Origin of the sequence: Ralstonia flaminis (genome assembly GCF_958415495.1) — a bacterium.
GTDB lineage: Bacteria > Pseudomonadota > Gammaproteobacteria > Burkholderiales > Burkholderiaceae > Ralstonia > Ralstonia flaminis.
Genome location: NZ_CATZLL010000002.1, coordinates 268,997 through 290,341 on the forward strand (window position 1 = coordinate 268,997; position 21,345 = coordinate 290,341).

Below are 21,345 nucleotides of genomic sequence, written 5' to 3' on the forward strand. Positions count from 1 at the left end.
AAGCCGCGCGGCACCCGCGGCTTGCCGCGTCTGTCTGCCAAGGCCCTTCAGTTGCCCCGGCAGTTGCCGTTATGCACTGTAATAATGTCTGATCATCAAAACATTCTGATCGAACAGTCCCGGCGCTAGAATGGTTGGTCGCCGCCCGCTCGGGTGGCTCCCGCCCCCGTCATCAACGCTTCGCGGTTCTGAAACGCTTCCATGTGGATTGTCCAACTCGCGCTGCGAAGGCCGCTGACGTTCATCGTCCTCGCGCTGCTGATCCTGCTGGCGACGCCGTTTACGCTCATGCGTACGCCAACGGACATTTTTCCGGAAATCGATATTCCGGTTGTCAGCATCATCTGGAACTACAACGGCCTGCCTGCCAAGGAGATGGCCGACCGCATCGTCTCGGTGACGGAGCGCAGCCTGACGACCACCGTGAACGACATCGAGCACATCGAATCGCAGTCGCTGAACGGCATCTCGATCATCAAGGTCTTCTTCCAGCCCAACGCCAACATCCAGACGGCGCTGGCGCAGATCGTGGCGAGCACGCAAGCGCAGGTGCGCCAACTGCCGCCGGGCACAACGCCGCCCCTGGTCATCAAGTATTCGGCGTCGAGCATCCCGATCCTGCAGTTGGGGCTGTCTTCCAACACGCTGTCTGAGCAGGAACTCAATGACACCGCACTGAACTTCCTGCGCCCGCGCCTGATTACCGTGCCTGGCATCGCCGTGCCATATCCGTACGGCGGCAAGAGCCGGCAGATCACGGTGGACCTCGATACGCAAAAGCTGCTGGCGCAGGGCCTGACGCCGGTGGACATCGTCAATGCGGTGGGCGCGCAGAACCTGATCCTGCCTGCCGGCACGCAAAAGATCGACGCCACCGAATACGGCGTCACGCTTAACGGCACGCCAGGCAGCATCGCCGCACTCAATGCCATTCCGGTCAAGACCAGCAACGGCGCCACGCTCTACCTGGGCGACGTGGCCAACGTGCGCGACGGCTTCTCGCCGCAAACCAACGTGGTGCGCCAGGATGGTCAGCGCGGCGTGCTGCTGTCGGTCCTCAAGAACGGCGGCGCGTCCACGCTGGATATCGTCAACAACATCTACAAGCTGCTGCCCGCGGCAGAGGCGGCCCTGCCGCAAGACCTCAAGATCACGCCGCTGTTCGACCAGTCGCTGTTTGTGAAGGCCGCCATTGAGGGCGTGATTCGCGAGGCGCTGATCGCTGCGTGCCTGACGGCGGCCATGATCCTGCTGTTCCTCGGCAACTGGCGCAGCACCGTCATCATCGCGATATCGATTCCCTTGTCGATCCTGACATCGATCATCGTGCTGCACCTGATTGGCGAGACCATCAACCTGATGACGCTGGGCGGCCTGGCGCTGGCGGTGGGGATTCTGGTGGATGACGCCACCGTCACCATCGAGAACATCGAGCGCCATCTGCACGAGGGCAAGGACCCGATCACCGCCATTCTGGATGGTGCAGCCGAGATTGCCGTACCGGCCTTCGTGTCGACGATCTGTATCTGTATCGTGTTCGTGCCGATGTTCTTCCTCACGGGCGTGGCGCGTTACCTGTTCGTGCCGATGGCCGAAGCGGTGATCTTTGCGATGCTGGCGTCCTACGTGCTCTCCCGCACGCTGGTGCCGACGCTGGTGATGATGCTCATGGCCGGCCACACGCAAGACGCCAAGAAGCCCGGCACCGGGTTGACCACCTTTGGCCGCATCTACGAGGGCTTCAACCGTCAGTTCGAGCACATGCGCGGCAACTACGCGGCCATCCTCGGCGGGCTGCTGGAGCGCCGCCGCGCGTTTGCGCTGTCGTTCCTGGGCTTTTGCGTGGCGTCGTGCGCGCTGTACCTGGTGCTAGGGCGTGACTTCTTCCCCGATGTGGATGCGGGTCAGATCCGCCTGCACATGCGTGCGCCGTCTGGCCTGCGCATTGAAGAAACCGCACGCCTGGCCGACGAGGTAGAAGCCACCATCCGAGAGATCATTCCCAAGAACGAGCTGACCACCATCCTCGACAACCTGGGCGTGCCGAACTCGGGTATCAACCTGTCGTACAGCAACGCCGGCACGATCGGCACGCTGGACGGCGAAATCCTCATCGCCCTGCAAGAAGGTGAGCGCAAGCCCAGCGCCGTCTACATCAGCCGCCTGCGTGAAGAGCTGCCCAAGCGTTTTCCGGGCGTGGAGTTTGCCTTCCAGCCGGCGGATATCGTCAGCCAGATCCTGAACTTCGGTTTGCCCTCGGCGATTGACGTGCAGTTTTCGGGCGCGGATGTCGCCACCAACCAGCAGCTCGCGGGCATTCTCGCCAACCGCATCAAGCAGATTCCGGGCGCGGTGGATACGCACGTGCACCAGCGCTTTGACCAACCGACGCTGGCTCTGAACATGGACCGCACCCGCATCCAACAGGTCGGACTGGAGGGGCGTGATGTGGCGCAGAACCTGCTCGTGTCGCTCAGCTCCAGCTTCCAGACCTCGCCCACGTTCTGGTTGAACCCGATCAACGGCGTGGTGTACCAGGTGGCGGTCACGAGCCCGCAGTACCGCGTGGATTCGCTCGATGCGCTGCTGCGCACGCCGGTGGCGGGTGCGCGCGGTGGTGCCACACAAGCAGGCGGGCCGCAATTGCTGGGCAACCTGGTACAGGTCACCCCATCTGTACAGCCGCAGGTGGTTTCGCACTACGACATCACGCCCGTGGTGGACGTGTACGCCGCCGTGCAGGGGCGCGACTTGGGCGCTGTCGCCAAGGAAGTGCAGAAGGCGGTGGACGATATCCGCCCCAAGCTGCCGCGCGGCGCGCAGGTGACCATCCGGGGTCAGGTGCAGACGATGGAGTCGTCGTTCCTGGGCCTGGGCGTGGGCCTGGTGATGGCCATCGTGCTGGTGTACCTGCTGATCGTGGTGAACTTCCAGTCGTGGATCGACCCGCTCATCATCGTGACGGCACTGCCGGCGGCGCTGGCAGGCATTGCGTGGATGCTGTTCGTGACGGGCACAACGCTGTCGGTGCCATCACTGACCGGCGCAATCATGACAATGGGCGTGGCAACGGCCAACTCCATCTTGCTGATCTCGTTTGCACGCGAGCGGTTGGCGGAAGGCATTGCACCGGTGCAGGCCGCGCTGGAAGCTGGCGCCACACGCCTGCGCCCGGTGCTGATGACGGCATTGGCGATGATTATCGGCATGGTGCCCATGGCACTGGGCCTGGGCGAAGGCGCAGAGCAGAACGCGCCGCTGGGCCGTGCGGTGATCGGCGGACTGCTGTTTGCCACCGTATCGACCCTCTTCTTTGTTCCGGTGGTGTTTGCCAGCGTGCACGGCAGATTGCAGCGGCATAACACACGAAATGCCCGGCCTGGTAACGGTACTGAATTGCGGGGAAGCGAAGGACATGTCTGAGCAAACATCTGGCGCCCATGCTGGCCAACATTCGGGGCACCATTCCAGCCACCAAGCGGTGCTCCCACCGCATCACGTGGTCACCGTTGATCCGATCGAACAGGTGGACCGCAGCCACGCCATGCGACGCGCACGCTGGGTCATGATTGCCGTGGCGATCGTGCTGGCGCTGGGAGCCATCCGCACCCTGGTCAGCCGCCATTACAACGCGCACGCGCTGGAACGGCAGGTGAGCGTGCAGACCAGCCGCTACGTCAACACCACCACGCCCAAACCCGCCAACGCCAGCCGCGACCTGACGCTGCCCGGCACGCTACAGGGCTTTGTGGAGTCGCCCATCTATGCACGCACCAACGGCTACGTGCTGCGCTGGTTCAAGGACATCGGCGCGCATGTCGAAAAGGGCGAGGCGCTGGCCCTGCTCGACACGCCGGAAGTGGACCAGGAACTGAACCAGGCCCAGGCCGCACGCAACCAGGCGGCTGCGCGTCTGGCACTCGCACAGACGTCGCTCACGCGCTGGCAGAACCTGCGCCAGAAAGACGCCGTCTCGCAACAGGAGCTGGATGAGCGCACCAGCGCCGCCAACCAGGCGCACGCCGACCTGGCGGCGGCCGATGCCAACGTGCGCCGCCTGCAGGAGTTGCAAGGCTTCCGCCGCGTGGTGGCACCGTTTGCCGGCGTCGTCACCAAGCGCAATGTCGACGTGGGTACCCTGGTCAACGCAGGCAACGCGGGCGCCAACCGCGAGCTGTTCACGCTGGCGCAGACGGACCCGCTGCGCATTTACCTGTACGTGCCGCAGGCGTATTCACAGCAGGTGAAGGTGGGGCAGGATGTGGCCGTCACGGTGGCGGAAATACCCGGCCAAACCTTCCACGGCACCATCGCACGCGCATCCGGCGCCATTGATACGGCCACGCGCACCATGCAGGTCGAGGTGCAGTTGCCCAACAAGGATGGCCGTCTGCTGCCGGGTGCCTATGTACAGGTCGCCATTGCCGGCAAGGCAGCAGCAACCGCCAACACAGCCGCGTCGCTCATCGTGCCGACCAACGCGCTGCTCTTCCGCAAGGAAGGCCCGCGCATTGCCGTGGCCGAAAACGGTCGTGTAGACCTGCGCGCCGTCAACATTGGTCGCGACTTCGGCCGCACAGTGGAGATCCTTTCCGGCCTGAAACCGGACGACGCGCTGATCCTCAACCCGGCCGACTCCATCGAACAGGGCGAGGCGGTGACCATCGTGAAGCCGGCCCCCGCTGCGTCGCCCGCCTCCTCGCCTGCGGCTGCCGCACCGCGCGCATCATGACCGGGCTGTCCAGGTTCCATGCGACTGCGCTGGCGGCAGCGCTTGCCACCGTGCTGACGGGCTGCTCCCTCGCGCCGCACTACGAGCGCCCGGCCATGGACGTGCCCGCGCACTGGCAGACCGAGGCACCCTGGCGCGCCGCGCAACCCGCCGACGCTGCCCCCAAGGGCCCGTGGTGGCAACGCTTCAATGATCCACAGCTCGACAAGCTGATCGAACAGGCGCTGCGCGAGAACCAGTCGCTCAAGGTGGCACTGACCAATCTGGAGCAGGCCCAGGCGCTCACACGTGTGGCACGCGCCAGCCTGCTGCCGACGGTCACGGCCAGCAGCAACGACTCGCGCACGCGCACATCGGCCTACCGGCCGCTCGCGTCATATAGCAGCCCGACCATGTCGACGGTGCAGAACGACCTCGTCCTGCGCGCCGACGTGAGCTACGAAGCCGACCTGTTCGGCCGCGTGCGCAACACCGTTGCCAACGCCGCCGCCAGTGAGGAACAGGCCGCAGCCAATCTGGAGAACTTCCGCCTCTTGCTGGCCGCGCAGGTGGCCACCACCTGGTACAACCTGCGCGAGACCGATGCAGAAATCGCTGTCGTGCAGGAGGGTCTGACCCTGCAGCGCAAAGCGCTTGATTTTGTTACCTCGCGGCATCAGGACGGCGTGGCCTCGGGGCTAGATCTGGCACAGCAGCAGGCGCTGGTCGACAGCACCGCCACGCAGGCTGAACTGCTGACCAAACAGCGTGCGCAATACGAGCACGCGCTGGCCACGTTGGTCGGCACGCCCGCCCCCGCCTTCCATATCGATCCCGCGCCGCTGGCAGGGACGCCGCCCACGATTCCGGTGGCGCTGCCCTCCGACGTGATCGAACGCCGCCCCGACGTGGCTGCCGCCGAGCGCGGTGCCGCAGCCGCCAATGCACAGGTGGGCGTGGCACGCGCTGCATTCTTCCCCAGCGTCATGCTAGGCGGTGGCGCGGGCTGGGAAAGCCGTGATGTCGCGCTGCTGTTCAGTGCTCCCACGTTGCTGTGGTCGTTCGGCACGCAGATCGCGCAGACGGTGTTCGACGCCGGCCGCACGCGGGCGCGCGTGGATTTTGCCAATGCGGGCTATCAAGGCGCCATTGCCAACTACCGGCAGACGGTGCTGGGCGCGCTGCAGGAAGTGGAAGATGGATTGGCCGGACTGCAATCGCTCGACCGCGCTGCGACGCAAGCGCGCGCCGCCGTCTCCAGCGCCCGCAAGGTCTACGACATTGCCAGCGTGCGTTACGAGGGCGGCCTGGCGACGTCGCTGGACGTGATCACTGCGCAGCAGTCGCTGCTGAACAACCAGCGTACGGCGGTGCAGATCCTGGGGCAGCAACTGACGACGAGCGTGTTCCTGGTGAAGGCCGTGGGCGGCGACTGGAACCACCCCGCCACGCCGCCGACCGCCAAACAGTAGTACTGGATCAGGCCATGCGCTGCAGGAAGCGGGCGCCGGCAAACAGGCCAGCCAGCCAACTCAGCGTCAGTGCCACGGTGACCAGGGCTTCAAGAAGCTCGGTCGCGTCGCCGGGCACGCGCAACGCCATCGCAATCACCGCCGCCATCAACAAACCCGCCGCGACGAGGCTGATCAGCAGCGCCCCCACGCCCGACGCAAGCGTGCGCAGCAGCGGCGGATGCTCATGTGCCGGCGGACACAGCACCGCCATGCGCGCACGCACGTAGGCGGTGGTGCGCAGGCTATCGGTGGCATCGGCGTGATGGCGCATCACCTGCATCCAGGTTTGCGTATCCAGCACGCCGGAGCTCAGTTCTTGCGTCACGCGACGCAACGCCGCACGCTCTCGCGCATGGTCAGTGGCATCGCTGGGGGTTTCGCTCGGGTTGGGCTTGTCGAATACCGCCGGGGCCGCAGCGGGATCGCTCGCACGCACCTCATGCCGGTAGGTCACGCGCACACGGCGTGAACGGACGAGATACGCCAGCGTGCCGATCGGCACCAGCACCTCCGCTGCCAGCAACAGGATCATCGGCAACCCTGCCGCTGCCGCACCCGATGCCTGCGCTGCCCATGCCTTGATCCCGCCGCGCATGGCCAGCGTGGCCAGCAATTGCAGCAGGCAATACCCGAGCCAGACCAGCGGAAACCAGCGCACGCGCAAGAACGCTACGACCACCAACCCCAGCGGAAAGACCAGCCCCACGAGTGCCGGCACGAGCCGGAAGGAACCACCACCCGCCTCGCCGAGCATCAGGATCATGCTCATCGTCAGCACGATCGCCAGCGCGGGCAGCGTATTCAGCCACAACAACGTCACCAACCAACCCCGCACGCCATACAACCGATGCGCCCGCGCCCGCGCTGCGGAGATTGCAATCCAACTTCCCTGCATGAAGTTCCCCCGTCCGGATCTGCAATGATTTCGAGTGCCGTCAAGGCCGCAGTTTCCGGTTTTCCGGCGATTGTGTCATCGGGCAAAAAGCGGACGCTCCCCACGGCAGAGGGGAACTATTTAAATCTTCCTCGCATGTTCCACAAACCCAATACCAGCATAGCTTTGCGGCAGAATCAAGCTTGCTTAATTCAGATTTTCAATAATCTTACTGTTGTACTAGACCAGTCTTTCTCGACAAGTGCCCGCATGACCTGCTAGGCATGTCGCCCGCACATGGGTGGCGGATCATTTTGCATAGGACAACCCTACCGGCCGTACCGCACGCAACCCTGACAAGCGCGCTACCATCGGCGTTCTTTTCACCCCTCACTCTCCCAACCCCAACATGTCCGACATCCAACGCTTCCACACCAACGCCCGCATGAGCCAGATCGTGATCGCCAACGGCATCGTGCATCTGGCGGGCCAAGTGCCCGACGCTGCGTTCGACTTCAAATCCGTCACCGAGCAGACCAACAATATCCTCGCCCGCATCGATGCGCTGCTGGCAGAAGCTGGTGTCGACAAGACGCGCTTGATCTCGGCCAACATCTGGCTGACCGACGCCAAGCACTTTGCCGAGCTGAACGCCGCGTGGGAAGCCTGGGTGCCAGCCGGCCACGCGCCCACGCGCGCCTGCGTGCAGTCGGGCCTGATGCGCCCGGGCATTGACGTGGAGATCGCCGTCACGGCGCTGGCCAAGGGCTAAAGGCAGATCACGCATGCGCTTTGACACCATCGTGCTGGGCGCCGGCATCGTCGGCGTATCGGTGGCGGTGCACCTACAGCAGCGCGGGCGCGCCGTCGCCCTGGTGGATCGCCGGGCACCGGGCTTTGAGACATCGTTCGGCAACGCCGGGCTGATCCAGCGCGAGGGCGTCTATCCGTATGCCTTCCCGCGCGACCTGCCGACGCTGCTGCGCTATGCGAGCAATACGTCGGCAGACGTGCATTACCACCTGGGTGATCTGCCCAGGCTGCTGCCCTTTCTGTGGCGCTACTGGCGCAACTCGCACCCCAGCCGGCATGCCGCCATCGCGCGGGCGTATGCGCCGCTCATTGCGCATAGCGTGACCGAGCACCGCATGTTGGCGGAAGCTGCCGGCGCCATGAACCTGATCCGCCCGAGTGGCTGGATCAAGGTCTTCCGCAACGCGGCCACGCAGGATGAGGAAACCCGCACCGTCGAGCGCTGGCAGCGCGAATACGGTGTCGCCTTTGAAACGCTCGACCCCGCGCGCCTGCGCACAGTTGAGCCGCATCTGGATCCATCGCTATTGGGCGGCTTGCGCTACACGGAAGCCGATTCCGTGAGCGACCCCAACGCGCTGGTGACGGCGTATGCGAACTATTTCGAGCAGATTGGCGGCCAGTTGTTTGAAGGCGATGCGAACTCGCTCACAAGCAACGCGCCGTGGCTGGTGCGCAGCAAGGAAGGCGAGCTGCGCGCCGACAACGTCGTCATCGCCATGGGCCCGTGGGCGGACGTCGTGACCTCGCGCCTGGGCTACAGCCTGCCACTGGCCGTCAAGCGCGGCTACCACATGCACTACACGCCTATACCGGGCACGCAATTGAACCACCCGGTGCTCGATGCCGACGGCGGCTATGTGCTTGCGCCGATGGCACGCGGCATCCGCCTGACCACGGGCGCTGAACTCGCCCACCGCGATGCACCCAAGACGCCCGTGCAGCTGGAAGCCGTCGAGCCCGTCGCGCGCAAGCTCTTCCCGCTGGCCGAGCGCGTGGATGCGCAGCCGTGGATGGGTGCCCGCCCCTGCACGCCCGACATGCTGCCGATCATCGGACAGGCGCCGCACCATCCGGGCATGTGGTTCGCGTTTGGCCATGCCCACCACGGCCTGACGTTGGGCCCGATCACCGGGCGATTAATTGCGGAAATGATGACGGGCGAGACACCCACCGTGGATGTTCGCCCGTTCCGTGCACAACGCTTCTGGGAAGCGGCGCACTAGCTCAAGCGAGGGCAGGCCAGGCTGGCACAGGTATTGGATCGGCGGGTAATCGTCGAGCCCATGCTTGTAGCAGCCCGTCCATAGCCGCTTCCTTCACGCCGCAGAAAGAGGCCGCCGCACTACGGTGCGCATCGGCTGGCCATGCATCGAGATCAGTGGCGAAGTACAACTTTCAGCGCAGAAACCCGCTCGGCCGGCATGAAGACGGGGCGGATACTTGCGGGTGTGTATCGCAGCGATAGGCAGCATCGAACACGGTGACGAGGAACGCCGCACGGTCGGCGCCGGCTTTACGCTCGCAGCGCGTGATAGCGCATAACGCTCAAGCGAGCGCGGCCTCGGCATCCAGCGGAAACACCGGCCGCTGCACCTTCGCAAACGGAAAGCGTGCGTAATCCGAACTGGTCACGCCGCCGCCGTCGCACTCCACCACCGCTTTCGCGATCGGCACAAACACAGGCCGGCAATACATGCGCGACTTCAGCAGCACGAAGCGCGCGGCATGCGGGTCCAAGCCGATGTGCGTGAAGATGCCGAGGTCCCAGTGCTCCTGCGGCGTTTCCGTAACGACGATCTGCGCCGCACCAATGTCGAGCAACGCCGTGCGCCCCATGCGGATGCGCTGGCCGGTGTAGGTCGGGCCGCTGATGGTGTATTCCCCATCGCTGATGGCCGCGACCTTGCCCGTCAACGCACGAGACACCGGATACACACCCAACTGCACGAGCGGCACCTTGTCGCCCACGGGCAGCATGACGGTGGCGCCCACACCTGCATCGATCATGGCGGCGACAGCCTCGGGGTCGCACACGGGCCCGACGGCGATGCCACTCAGCCCCTGCTTCAGCGCTTCGTGCAACACGTGCATGTCGTCGCACGTACCGCCGGACATGCAGTTGTCGCCGTGGTCGAGCAGCAGCACGGGGCCGTTGCCGGGAGCTTCTGCCAGCGCGGCTGCACGTGCGATCGATTCGGCCAGCGGCTCAGAGCGGTAAACGAAGCCTTCGCGGTCAGCCCAGATGGCGTCCGCAATGCGCTGGGCGGCGGCATCTGCAGCGCGTGCATCGCCGTTGCCGACCACCACCACGGAGAGACATGGCGCGGTGATGTCCGCCAACCCGAAGCCCGCGAGAATCGACACGGCCAGCATGCCGTCCTCCTCCGCCTGCTTGGCCAATGCCACAGCACGGTGCATTGCGCCCTCATCGGTCCGGCTGCGCAGCGTGTGCGTGACCATCGGCAGGCTGCGCCACGCAAGCACCGGGTTCGCGCGGCCGGCGAGCTTGTCAAACAGCAGGCGGCCTGCGCGTTCACCTGTCTCGTACATGTCGACGTGCGGATACGTCTTGAAGCTGACCGCAATGTCCGCCAAGTCGATGAACTTTTGCGTGAGGTTGCCGTGCAGATCCAGCGCGACGGTGATCGGCACATCGGGCGCCACCGTGCGCAGGCGTTCGAGCAGATCGCCTTCGCCGTCGTCGCTGTTCTCGGCGACCATCGCGCCGTGCAGGTCGAGCATCAGCGCATCGCATCCGGGCGCAGCGGCGACGATGGCATCGCACAACGTGGTGTAAGCCTCCGCGGCCACCCGGCCACTCGGGTTGGCGCCTGCGATGACCGGCACGACGACTTCCGCGCCCGCCGCCTCGGCTAGATCAATGAACGCACCGGCTGCCGTGCGCGTGCCCTTGGCGGCGCGGTAGGCGTCGGCACCGTAATGCGGATGGAACGACGCCAGCGGCGTCGGCACCGGCGAGAACGTGTTGGTCTCGTGATTGAAGCGGGCGATCAGGATGCGCATGGGTGTCTGTGGCTTATGAGCGGCCAGCGGCTTGCAGCATGGCGTGCAGCAGCACGTTGGCCCCGGCTTCGAGGTGTTCGGGGCGGGCGTCTTCGATTTCGTTGTGACTGATGCCGTCCTTGCACGGCACGAAGATCATCGCGGTGGGGGCCACGCGGGCAAGGTAGACGGCGTCGTGCCCCGCACCGCTGATGACGTCCATCTCCGATAAACCTAACTGCTGCGCACCGTTGCGCACCGCGTTCACCAGCGTCGCGTCAAACGGCTGCGGCGGGAAGTAGACGACCTGACGCAGCGTGATGTCGATGCCGCTGCGTGCGCGCAGGTCGTTCACGGCGGCGTGCAGCGCGGCGTCCATGTCGGACAGCACGGCATCGTCCGCCGCACGCAGGTCGATCGTCATCGACACACCACCCGGAATCACGTTGCGCGAATCCGGGTGCACGCTCAGGCAGCCCACGGTTGCGCGCGCGTGCGGCGGGCGATCCAGCGCGATACGGTTGACGATGCCGACGAGTTCTGCGGCGGGCAGCAACGCATCGCGGCGCAGTTCCATGGGCGTAGGCCCGGCGTGTGCCTCCATACCGGTGAAGACCACGTCGTACCAGCGCTGGCCGAGCGCGCCCGTTACCACGCCAATCGTCGTGGCGTGGGCTTCCAGCACCGGCCCCTGTTCGATATGTGCTTCGAAATACGCGCCCACCGGTCGGCCGCCCACCATCTCGGTACCCGCGTAACCGATGCTGCGTAGCGCCTCGCCCACGGCCACGCCATCGCGGTCCTGCGCGGCCAGCACCGCCTCCAGCGTGAACTCGCCGATGAAGACGCCGGAGCCCATCATCACCGGCACAAAGCGCGAGCCTTCTTCGTTGGTCCACACGGCCACTTCGATGGGCGCTTCGGTTTCGATGCCCGCGTCGTTGAGCGTGCGCACGACCTCAATGCCCGCGAACACGCCATAGTTGCCGTCGAACTTGCCGCCGGTGGGCTGCGTGTCCATATGACTGCCGGTCATCACGGGCGGCAGTGCGTTGTTGCGGCCCGGGCGGCGCGCGAAGACGTTGCCGATGGCATCCACACGCACGGTGCAGCCGGCGGCTTTGGCCTGTGCGACAAAGAAATCGCGGCCCTGGCGGTCGAGATCGGTCAAAGCCAGGCGGCGCACGCCACCTTTTGGCGTGGCACCAATGCTGGCTTGCTGCATGAGCGTGTCCCACAGGCGCGCGCCGTTGATGCGGAGTCGGGTGTCTGTCGTCATGTCTTGTCGTGTCGTGTTTTCACGCCGCCAGGCCAACGCCAAGGTAGCGGTCCTTGACGGCGTCGTCGGCGCAAAAATCGTCGTTGCTGCCGGTGTAGACCACGCGGCCCTGCTCGATGATCACGTGGCGATCCGCCAGTTGCGTGCAGACCTCCAGGTTCTGCTCGACCAGCAGGATGGACACGCCCGCCTGCTTGATCACCTTCAACTGCGCGACGATCTCTTCCACGATGACGGGCGCCAGGCCTTCCACCGGTTCGTCGAGCATCAACAGGCGCGGGTGATTCATCAGCGCGCGGCCAATGGCCAGCATCTGCTGCTCGCCACCGGAGAGGTTCGCGCCGCCGTTGCGCCGCCGTTCATGCAGGCGCGGGAAGATGCGGTAGATGTCGGCCAGCTGCCACGGCGAATCGCGCCGTGCGCCGAGCTTCAGGTTTTCTTCCACCGTCAGCAGCTTGAAGATGCCCCGATGCTCCGGCACCAGGCACAGTCCCTGCGCGGCAATGCGATGCGCCGGCTGCCCGGCGACGTCCTTGCCCCGGAAGCGCACGTGCCCGCACGGCGTCACCACACCAGCAATCGCCTTGAGCGTGGTCGACTTGCCCGCGCCGTTGCGGCCGAGCAGCGTCACCAGTTCGCCCTCGCCCACCGACAGCGCCACGCCCTGCAGCACGTGGCTTTTGCCGTAGTAGCCGTGGAGGTCTTCAACGTCGAGGATCGTCGTCATTTCTTCCCTCCGGTGATCATGTTGCCGAGGTACGCGGCACGCACGCGCGGGTCTGCGCGCACGGTGTCGGGCGTGCCCTCCATCAGCACCTTGCCCTGCTGCATGACGGTGATGGTGTCGGAGATGTCCATGACGATGTCCATGTTGTGCTCGATCAGCACGACGGTGTGGTCGTGCGCGAGGCCACGGATGAGCGCCTTCATGGCGGGCAGGTCGTCCACGCCCATGCCGGAAGTGGGCTCGTCGAGGAAGATCGCGCGTGGGTTGGCGGCCAACGCCATGCCCACTTCCAGGCGGCGCTGCTGGCCGTGCGAGAGCGCGGCGGCCGGGGTTTCGGCCAGGCGCGGAAGCTCCAGCCGGTCAAGCACGCGGTCCACCATATCGGCGCAGGCAAGATCGCCTTGCGGCAAGCGCCAGCCGTGCATGGCGCGACGCGGCGTGGTACCGAGCGCGGCCAGCCGCAGGTTCTCGCGCACGCTCAGGCTCGGGAACAGGCTCGTCACCTGGAACGAACGTGCGATGCCGCGCTGCACGCGCTGGTAGTCGGCCTCGCGCGTCACGTCATGGCCATCGAAGACGATGGTGCCGCTGGTGATCATGCGCGTGCCGGTGAGCATGTGAAACAGCGTGGTCTTGCCCGCGCCGTTGGGGCCGATGACGGAGTGCACCGTGCCGGGCATCACGCGCAAATCCACACCACCCAGCGCGGTGAACTTGCCGTACTGCTTGACGATGCCCGTGGCTTGCAGGATGGGCGTGGTGCTCATGCGCGTTCCTCCTGTACCGCCGGTGCGTTGCGTGGCGCGCGCACGCGTTGCCACAGCTTCTGCCCGAGCCCAAACAGCCCGCGCTGCATGAACAGGCTCACCGCAATCAGCAGGAAGCCGAGCAACATCAGCCAGCGCGGCCACAGGCTGGAAAGCCAGTCCGACAGCAGCACATAAAACGCCGCCCCCAGCACCGAGGCAAACACGTTGCCCGTGCCGCCAATCACCGTCATCACCAGGATCATTTCGCTGACGTGGTAATCGATATTGGCCAGCGGCGCGATGCCAGTGAGCATGGCGTGCAACGCGCCAGCCAGCCCCGTGACCGCGCCCGAAATGACGAAGGCCAGCAGCTTGAACGCACGCACGTTGTAGCCGACGGCGAGTGCGCGTTCCTCGTTGTCGCGAATGGCGAGCAGCGTGCGACCGAACACCGATTCCGTCACCCGCTGCACCAGGAAGAACACGATGAGGAACAGCACCGCCACGAACGCGTAGAACGCCCACGCCGACATTGCAAACGCCGGGCGCGGAATGTCGAGCAGGCCGTTGTCCCCGCCTGTCAGCGACGGCGTGGTGTAGGCCAGGAAGTAGAACATCTGCGAGAAGGCCAGCGTGAGCATGACGAAGTACGTGCCGCGCTGGCGGATGGCAAACCACCCCACCACCGCTGCCACGACTGCGCCCACGACGACGGCCAACCCAATCGCCACCGGCATCGGCAACGACAACTGCGTCAGGCCCACGCCCACCGCATAGCTGCCCAACCCGAAGAAGATGCCCTGCCCGAAAGAGAGCAGCCCCGTGTAGCCGAGCAGCAGGTTGCAGGCCATCACGGCCATGGCGTAGACCAGCACTTCGGTGGCCAGCGTGCCCGAGGTCAGTACCAGCGGCAGCAACAACGTCACACCCAGCGACAGCCACCAGAAGCGGTAGCGCGCGAGTCCATGGAATGTGGCTTGCATCATCCCCTCCCCAACAGGCCGTGTGGGCGCAGCAGCAGCACGGCCGCCATCGCCACGTAGATCATCAGCCGCGCGCCCTCGGGCCACAGCGTGCTCATCAGGCTCTGCACGATGCCCACCAGCAGGCCGCCGACCAGCGCCCCCGCAAAGCTGCCCATGCCGCCCACCACCACCACGACGAAGGCGATACCGAGTGCCTCGACGCCCATGAAGGGCTCCGCCCCGCGGATGGGTGCAGCCAGCACGCCCGCCACCGCCGCCGTGGCAGCACCCAGCGCAAACATCAGGCTGAACAGACGGAACACGTTGATGCCGAGCAGCGACACCATCTCGGTCGATTCACTGCCTGCGCGCACCGCGCTACCCAGCCGCGTGCCTTCGAGCAGCCACCACAGCCCCACCGCCAGCACGGCGGTAAAACCGATCACGAACAGCCGGTACTTGGGATAGACGAAATCGCCCCACATCACCACGCCCTGCAGCGCATCGGGCGGCGGCACATCCACGCCCAGCGGCCCCCACGCCACGATGATCAGTTCCTGCACCACCAGCGCCAAGCCCACGGTGATGAGGATGTGGAACTCGTGCGCCTGTGCATACACGTGGCGCAGCAGCACCTTCTCCGTCACCCACGCCAGCACACCGATGACGATGGGCGCCAGCACCAGCGCAAGCCAGAAGTTCAACCCCATCTGCAGGGCTTGAAAGCAGAGATACGCGCCCAGCGCATAGAACGCGCCGTGGGCGAAATTGACGAAGCGCAACAGCCCGAAGATGATCGACAGCCCCACCGCCAGCAGGAAGTAGAGCATGCCGATCCCCACGCCGTTGACGACCTGGAGCAGGTAGACGTTCATTGCGTTGACTGGAATTGCATGCAGGAAAACAAACGCCCGCAGCTCATGTCGAGCACGGGCGTACGGCCCATCAGACCCTCAGGTCAGCTTGCACTGTGTCTGTTCGACCGGCAGGAACGCCTTGCCCACAGCCACGACGTCGGCAAAGTCGTCCTTGTCCTTCATGCGGCTCTTGGGTTTGCCCTTGAGCAGGTAGTAGTTCTTGAGCACTTGGTGGTCGGCCGCGCGAATCTCTTCGGGGCCGGTCAGGCCGTCGTACTTCATGCCCTGCAGTGCGGCGATCACAGCCTTCGGGTCCGCACTGCCCGCCTTCGCCATCGCGTCGAGCAGGATCTTGGTGCACGTGTACGAACCCGCCAGGCTGTAGTTCGGGTTCATCTTGAACGCGGCTTGCGTGCGTTTCACCAGATCATGGTTGGCCGGCGTATCCACGTCATGCCAGTACTGCGCACCGAAGTACACGCCATCGCACAGGTCTGCGCCGAGCGATTCGAACTGCTCCAGGCCCGACGCCCACGCCACCAGGATCGTCACGTTCTTCTTCATGCCAAAGCTCACCGCCTGGCGCAGCGTGTCGGACGACTGCGAACCGAAGTTCAGGATCAGCAGCACATCGGGCTTGGCGGCCATCGCATTGGTCAGGTAGCCGCTGAATTCCTTCTCGGTCAGCGCGTGGTAGCTATTGCCCACGTGCTCGATGCCTTTTTCCTTGAAGATGCTCTTGGCTGCCGAGAGCAACCCGTCGCCAAACACGTACTGCGGCGTGATCGTGTACCAGCGCTTGGCCTTCGGCATCGACTCGATCAGCGGGCGCACGGTGCGCTCGATGGCGCCATACGTCGGCACGGACCAGCGGAACGTCGCGCGATTGCAGTCCTTGCCTGTGATCTCATCCGCCCCGGCTGTGGTGATGAACACGCCACCGAACTTCTCTGCCTCCTTGCCCATCGCCAGCGATTCGGAAGAGAGAATGCCGCCCGCGAAGTAGCGCGCGTTCTTCTGCTGCGCGAGTTCCTGCACCTTGCGCACGGCCGTGGCCGGCTTGCCCTCGGTGTCGAGCACGCTGTACGCCAGCGGCCGGCCAAGCACCTTGCCGTACTGCTCCACGGCCAGCTTCATGCCCATGTCGGCAAATTTGCCGTTGGCGGCAAACGCCCCGGACATCGGCACCGGGCAGCCCAGTTCAATGGCATCGGCCGCAAACGCAGAACGGGCCTGCAGCACTGACGCGGGCACAGCGGACAGCGCCGCCAGTTTGAGCAAGTCTCGACGATTCAAAGCGCACTCCTTGGGGTTCGTGCATGGGACACAACAAGCGCCTGGAGCCACCTGGGGCGGCTTCCCAGTCCACTGAACCGGATGAAATGCGCCCGAGCGTCTGTGCAGCAAGGTCGCAGGCTAGGCGCAAAGCGCAGCAATAGCGGGCTATTGCGAGCATTTGCAACGACGCATGCGGCCTTGAGGCGCAGTCGAGCGGGGGTATTTCATCCGGTTCAGTGGACTAGCCTGACCGGCGAGGTTTTCGCCGACTGTCGAGTCGAGCAAGAACCAGACCAGTTCTTTATATTTGTTATGATAAATAGGCGAAATCATCATAGAAGCCGCATCCGCGCCGCGTCAACGGCCAAGAGGTCGGTGTTTACGCCAAGGTGTGTGCGGCGCAAGTGCCGGGCGACGATGCCGAAATACGGTGCGTGCGCACGCTCGAAGGGCATGCATGCACCACGTCGGTCACGCCGGGCGGCACGACCCCACAGTTAGAATGCGCGCAACTCAGGAACGGACAACCATGGCCACACTCGGAGCAGGCAAGACGGCGTCGATCGGCATCCGCAAGCAGAAGCGCGCCGACCTCGTTGCCGAAGAACTCAAGCGGCTGATCACGCAGCGCAACCTCAAGCCCGGTGACAAGCTCCCGCAGGAGATCAAGCTGCAGGAGACCTTCGGGGTGAGCAAGGGCACCATCCGCGAGGCATTGAAATCGCTGGAAGTGCAGGGCTTGGTGAGTGTGAGCACGGGGCCGGCTGGCGGCGGCACCATCGTCGAGGTGCCGCTGGACCGCACGTTCCAGCTCATGCAGAACTACCTGTTCTTCAAAGACATCGGCATTGCAGATGTCTACACCGTGCGCCGCCTGCTGGAGCCGGAGCTTGCCGCCGGCGCCGTGCCGCACCTGACGGAAGACGACTTCCATGCGCTTGAACACACCATCGACCTGTGCGACCCGGCTTCTGCCAAGGCCGTCGCACCGCTAGACCAGCGCCAGGAAGACCTGAGCTTTCACGACATCCTGGCCGCCGCCAATCCCAACCCGATGCTGCGGTTCTGCTGTGAGCTGATCAACGAAATGCTGCGGCAGCTGGTGGTGTTCGGCAACGAGACCTCACCCAAGGACCACGCCAAGTTCGGCGCGTCCACGGTCAAGTTCCACCGGCAGATTTACGAGGCCGCGCGTGCGCGCGATGCCGAGCGCGTGCGTGAACTCATGGCCTCGCACATGGAAGACTGCACGCACCATGTCACGCGCATGAACGGCCGCGTGCATGGCCGCCTGGTACTCGATTCCGAGATGCCGCGCCGCAGCCGTCCGTTCATCGACGAGCACGACGACAGCAGCGAAGACGCGTGAGCGCTCAGTAGGTCTTGTACGGCAGGAACTTGCCGCTCATCACGATGCGCACCCGATCACCCTTCGGGTCGGGCTCGCGCTTGAGGTCCATGTTGAAGTCGATCGCGCTCATGATGCCGTCGCCAAACTCTTCGTGGATCAGCGCCTTGAACGTCGTGCCATACACGCTGATGAGTTCGTAGAAACGATAGATCAGCGGGTCGGTCGGCACGGCGGTGGGTAGCGAGCCTTTGTAGGGCGGCACCTGCAGCAATGCGATCGCCTCTTCCGGCAACTCCAGCGCCGTGCCCACGGCATTCGCCTGCGCTTCGGTCAGTGTCATCTGGCCGAGCAGTGCGGCAGTGCTCCACTCCTTGCTGTGGCCGATCAACTCGGCCAGCTGCGCCCACGTCAGCTGCTTCTTGATCTTCTGCAGGACGATCAGGTCGGTCACGTCTTCGCGTTGCATGTGCGGCTCCTTGGGTTGGATGACAAAGAGAAAGGTGCGCGCAGCATGAGCAAGGTCGATGCCATGCACAAAGTGCCACGTCCATGGCGGCACTTGCTTGTTCGGCTGCAATTCCCGCATCGCAACATCCACACCGCCGCCTCTTTAGAACGTCGCAGATGGGCCTTGGACTAGGGCAAACCCCGAGATTGACAGCGCTGTCAATTGTGGCCATTCTTGCGTCCGTCAGCCCGCTACACATTGAGAACAGAACGCTGACACCGCTGTCATGCAAGGCAGACGGGACCAAATATCAGGAGACAGTCAATGGAGCTCGAACCCCGCTTCGATGCCTCACCGAGGCCCTTGAAGCCCATGCGCCGGTCGGCGGCGCATCATCAATCCCGTAGCAAGCGCCTGGGCGCATCGGCCATCGCTGTGGCCGTGCTGGCACTCGGCGCAGCCAGCGCCCACGCGTACGACATCACCACCAGCCCCTACCTGCTGGGCGACTGGGGCGGCCTGCGCACCCGCCTGGCCGACCAGGGTGTGACGTTCAACCTCGGCTACGGCAGCGAACTCGCGCACAACTTCAGCGGCGGCATCGAGCACCTCACGCGCTACACGGACCAGTGGGTGATGGGCACCACGCTGGACATGCAAAAGCTGACGGGCTGGCAAGGCGCCACCTTCCAGGCCACCGTCACCGACCGCAACGGCCGCAACCTCGGCAGCGATGCGAACATCGGCAACAACATGCTGATCCAGGAGGTCTATGGCCGCGGCCAGACCTGGCACCTGACGCAGTTCTGGCTGAACCAGAAGCTGCTCAATGACCGCTTGGAGATCAAGGCCGGCCGTGTGACGGTGGGCGAAGACTTCTTCTCGTTCTCGTGCGACTTCCAGAACCTGACGTTCTGCGGCTCGCAGCCGGGCAACCTGGTGGGCAGCTACTGGGTCAACTGGCCGACCAGCCAGTGGGGCGCGCGCGCCAAGGTGCACACCACGGCAGAGACCTACGCGCAGATCGGCGTGTACCAGGTCAACCCGAATTACGTGAATGACACCTGGGCCCAGCACAACGGTTGGAAGCCGAACAACCCGAGCGGCACCACCGGCGCGTTGATCCCGCTGGAATTCGGCTGGCTGCCCAACATTGAAGGCCGCCCCGGTTCGTACAAGGCCGGCGTCTGGTACAACACGTCCACCGGCAAAGACCTGTACGAAGACGTGAACGGCAACCCCCGCGGCATCACCGGCCTGGACGCACGCCAGCGCAGCGGCCAATATGGCGCCTACCTGAACCTGCAGCAGCAAGTGACCGGCACGGCCGGCGGGCGCGGTGCCACGGTGTTCCTGAACTTCTCGCAGGCAGACCGCAACACCGCGCAGACCGACCACCAGATTTCGGTGGGCGTGCAGTACAAAGGGCCGTTTGACCGCCTGACCGACACCATCGGCTTTGCCGTGGGTGCAACGCACAACAACGGCCGCTATGCGGACTACGTGCGCCAGGTCAATGCCCGTACCGGTTCGAACACTGTGGCGGGTGATGGCTACGAATACGTGAGCGAGCTGTACTACAGCTACTCGCCCGTGCCTTCGGTGTACTTGCGGCCTAATCTGCAGTACATCCTGCATCCGGGCGGTACCACGCAAAACAAGAACGCCTTCGTGATCGGCCTGAAGACCGGCGTGACGTTCTAAGCAACGCGAACCCGACACCCTTACGCACAACAGGAGACCTCTCATGATTTCCCGTGTACTGAACACCCTGGCCGCCGCAGCGGTCCTGACCTTCGCCGCAACGTCGGCCCACGCCAGCAAGGAAGCGCCGGTCATCGGCTTCTCGATCGACGACCTGCGCGTCGAGCGCTGGACGCACGACCGCGACTACTTTGTCGACGCCGCCAAGAAGCTGGGCGCCACCGTCAACGTGCAGTCGGCCAACGCCAACGAAGCCAAGCAGATCGCCCAGATCGAAAACCTGATCGCACAGAACGTGGATGTGCTGGTGATCGTGCCGTTCAACTCCAAGGTGCTGGGCAACGCCATTGCCAGCGCCAAGAAGAAGGGCATCAAGGTCGTGTCGTATGACCGCCTGATCCTCAATGCCGATATTGATGGCTACGTGACCTTCGACAACGTCAAGGTGGGCGAGATGCAGGCGCAAGGCGTGGTCAAGCTCGCACCTAAGGGCAACTACTTCCTGCTGGGCGGCGCATCGACCGACAACAACGCTCGCCTGTTGCGCGACGGCCAGATGAAGGTGCTCAAGCCGCTGGTCGACAAGGGCGACATCAAGATCGTCGGCGAGCAATGGACGCCGGAGTGGGACCCCTCCAAGGCGCAGAGCATCATTGAGAACGCGCTGACCGCGAACAACAACAATATCCAGGGCATCGTCGCGTCCAACGACGGTACGGCAGGCGGCGCGATCCAGGCGCTGACCGGCCAGAAGCTGGCAGGCAAGGTGCCGGTTTCGGGTCAGGATGCGGACCTGGCGGGCGTGCGCCGCGTGGCCGAAGGCACGCAAGCGATGACGGTGTACAAGCCGATCAAGGTGATTGCCGCCAACGCTGCCGAGATGGCCGTTGACCTGGTCAAGGGCACCGCACCCAAGTTCAACACCAAGCTCAACAACGGCAAGAAGGACGTCGACACCGTGCTCCTGACGCCGACCGTGCTGACCAAGGACACGCTGGACACCGTCATCAAGGACGGCTTCTATACGCACCAGCAGATCTTCGGCAAGTAAGCCGTCGATGCAGTCGTC

Annotated in this window: 17 protein-coding genes; 8 read left to right on the forward strand and 9 right to left on the reverse strand. The window is 64.7% G+C overall.

Annotation, left to right across the window (positions count from 1 at the left end; translation table 11 throughout):
- The first annotated feature begins 201 nt into the window (after nucleotides 1–201).
- Genes R2N11_RS03840 through R2N11_RS03850 form a run of 3 tightly spaced genes read left to right on the forward strand, consistent with a single transcriptional unit; the run spans nucleotide 202 to nucleotide 6,183 of the window.
- Complete coding sequence (locus R2N11_RS03840) at nucleotides 202–3,423, forward strand: efflux RND transporter permease subunit (RefSeq protein ID WP_316680198.1); 3,222 nt, start codon at nucleotides 202–204, stop codon at nucleotides 3,421–3,423.
- The gene (locus R2N11_RS03845; protein ID WP_199027158.1) at nucleotides 3,416–4,732 is read left to right on the forward strand and encodes an efflux RND transporter periplasmic adaptor subunit; all 1,317 of its coding nucleotides are present in this window, start codon (nucleotides 3,416–3,418) and stop codon (nucleotides 4,730–4,732) included. The genes R2N11_RS03840 and R2N11_RS03845 overlap by 8 nt, the downstream gene beginning before the upstream one ends.
- Nucleotides 4,729–6,183, forward strand: coding sequence for an efflux transporter outer membrane subunit (locus R2N11_RS03850; RefSeq protein ID WP_316680199.1), 1,455 nt, complete (start codon nucleotides 4,729–4,731; stop codon nucleotides 6,181–6,183). Before R2N11_RS03845 ends, R2N11_RS03850 begins: the two co-directional genes overlap by 4 nt.
- A 7-nt stretch (nucleotides 6,184–6,190) precedes the next feature.
- Here R2N11_RS03850 and R2N11_RS03855 read toward each other — a convergent pair whose 3' ends face one another.
- Nucleotides 6,191–7,120: a hypothetical protein gene (locus R2N11_RS03855; RefSeq protein WP_316680200.1), complete on the reverse strand. Its 930-nt coding sequence runs from the start codon at nucleotides 7,118–7,120 to the stop codon at nucleotides 6,191–6,193.
- A 388-nt stretch (nucleotides 7,121–7,508) separates the two neighbouring features.
- Between R2N11_RS03855 and R2N11_RS03860 the strand changes: the two genes are divergently transcribed.
- Together R2N11_RS03860 and R2N11_RS03865 are read left to right on the forward strand one after the other, a co-directional pair.
- Nucleotides 7,509–7,871: a RidA family protein gene (locus tag R2N11_RS03860; RefSeq protein WP_316680201.1), complete on the forward strand. Its 363-nt coding sequence runs from the start codon at nucleotides 7,509–7,511 to the stop codon at nucleotides 7,869–7,871.
- A gap of 13 nt (nucleotides 7,872–7,884) precedes the next feature.
- A complete protein-coding gene (locus R2N11_RS03865) occupies nucleotides 7,885–9,138 on the forward strand; it encodes an NAD(P)/FAD-dependent oxidoreductase (RefSeq protein WP_316680202.1) in 1,254 nt (417 codons plus the stop codon).
- A gap of 322 nt (nucleotides 9,139–9,460) precedes the next feature.
- Here R2N11_RS03865 and R2N11_RS03870 read toward each other — a convergent pair whose 3' ends face one another.
- From R2N11_RS03870 to R2N11_RS03900, 7 genes are all read right to left on the reverse strand, one after another.
- The gene (locus R2N11_RS03870; RefSeq protein ID WP_316680203.1) at nucleotides 9,461–10,939 is read right to left on the reverse strand and encodes a M81 family metallopeptidase; all 1,479 of its coding nucleotides are present in this window, start codon (nucleotides 10,937–10,939) and stop codon (nucleotides 9,461–9,463) included.
- Between the two features lie 13 nt (nucleotides 10,940–10,952).
- Nucleotides 10,953–12,197 (reverse strand): Zn-dependent hydrolase, encoded by a 1,245-nt coding sequence (locus R2N11_RS03875; protein ID WP_316680204.1) that lies wholly within the window; start codon nucleotides 12,195–12,197, stop codon nucleotides 10,953–10,955.
- A 19-nt stretch (nucleotides 12,198–12,216) separates the two neighbouring features.
- Complete coding sequence (locus R2N11_RS03880) at nucleotides 12,217–12,924, reverse strand: ABC transporter ATP-binding protein (protein ID WP_316680205.1); 708 nt, start codon at nucleotides 12,922–12,924, stop codon at nucleotides 12,217–12,219.
- Nucleotides 12,921–13,691 carry an ABC transporter ATP-binding protein gene (locus R2N11_RS03885; RefSeq protein WP_316680206.1) on the reverse strand — a complete coding sequence of 257 codons (771 nt, stop codon included), beginning with the start codon at nucleotides 13,689–13,691 and terminating at the stop codon, nucleotides 12,921–12,923. The genes R2N11_RS03880 and R2N11_RS03885 overlap by 4 nt, the downstream gene beginning before the upstream one ends.
- Nucleotides 13,688–14,656, reverse strand: coding sequence for a branched-chain amino acid ABC transporter permease (locus R2N11_RS03890; protein WP_316680339.1), 969 nt, complete (start codon nucleotides 14,654–14,656; stop codon nucleotides 13,688–13,690). Before R2N11_RS03890 ends, R2N11_RS03885 begins: the two co-directional genes overlap by 4 nt.
- The gene (locus R2N11_RS03895) at nucleotides 14,656–15,513 is read right to left on the reverse strand and encodes a branched-chain amino acid ABC transporter permease (RefSeq protein ID WP_199032053.1); all 858 of its coding nucleotides are present in this window, start codon (nucleotides 15,511–15,513) and stop codon (nucleotides 14,656–14,658) included. Before R2N11_RS03895 ends, R2N11_RS03890 begins: the two co-directional genes overlap by 1 nt.
- Nucleotides 15,514–15,591: 78 nt before the next feature.
- Nucleotides 15,592–16,791: an ABC transporter substrate-binding protein gene (locus R2N11_RS03900; RefSeq protein WP_316680207.1), complete on the reverse strand. Its 1,200-nt coding sequence runs from the start codon at nucleotides 16,789–16,791 to the stop codon at nucleotides 15,592–15,594.
- A gap of 511 nt (nucleotides 16,792–17,302) precedes the next feature.
- On the opposite strand from R2N11_RS03900, the gene R2N11_RS03905 reads away from it, so the two are divergent.
- Nucleotides 17,303–18,142, forward strand: coding sequence for a FadR/GntR family transcriptional regulator (locus tag R2N11_RS03905; RefSeq protein ID WP_316680208.1), 840 nt, complete (start codon nucleotides 17,303–17,305; stop codon nucleotides 18,140–18,142).
- 4 nt (nucleotides 18,143–18,146) lie between these two features.
- On the opposite strand, the gene cynS is transcribed toward R2N11_RS03905, so the two are convergent.
- On the reverse strand, nucleotides 18,147–18,590 hold the full coding sequence (gene cynS / locus R2N11_RS03910; RefSeq protein WP_316680209.1) for a cyanase: 444 nt from the start codon (nucleotides 18,588–18,590) through the stop codon (nucleotides 18,147–18,149).
- Between the two features lie 306 nt (nucleotides 18,591–18,896).
- Here cynS and R2N11_RS03915 point away from each other — a divergent pair, with 306 nt between their 5' ends.
- On the forward strand, nucleotides 18,897–20,276 hold the full coding sequence (locus R2N11_RS03915) for a carbohydrate porin (RefSeq protein WP_316680210.1): 1,380 nt from the start codon (nucleotides 18,897–18,899) through the stop codon (nucleotides 20,274–20,276).
- Between the two features lie 43 nt (nucleotides 20,277–20,319).
- The gene (gene xylF, locus R2N11_RS03920) at nucleotides 20,320–21,327 is read left to right on the forward strand and encodes a D-xylose ABC transporter substrate-binding protein (protein WP_316680211.1); all 1,008 of its coding nucleotides are present in this window, start codon (nucleotides 20,320–20,322) and stop codon (nucleotides 21,325–21,327) included.
- Nucleotides 21,328–21,345 lie beyond the last annotated feature (18 nt).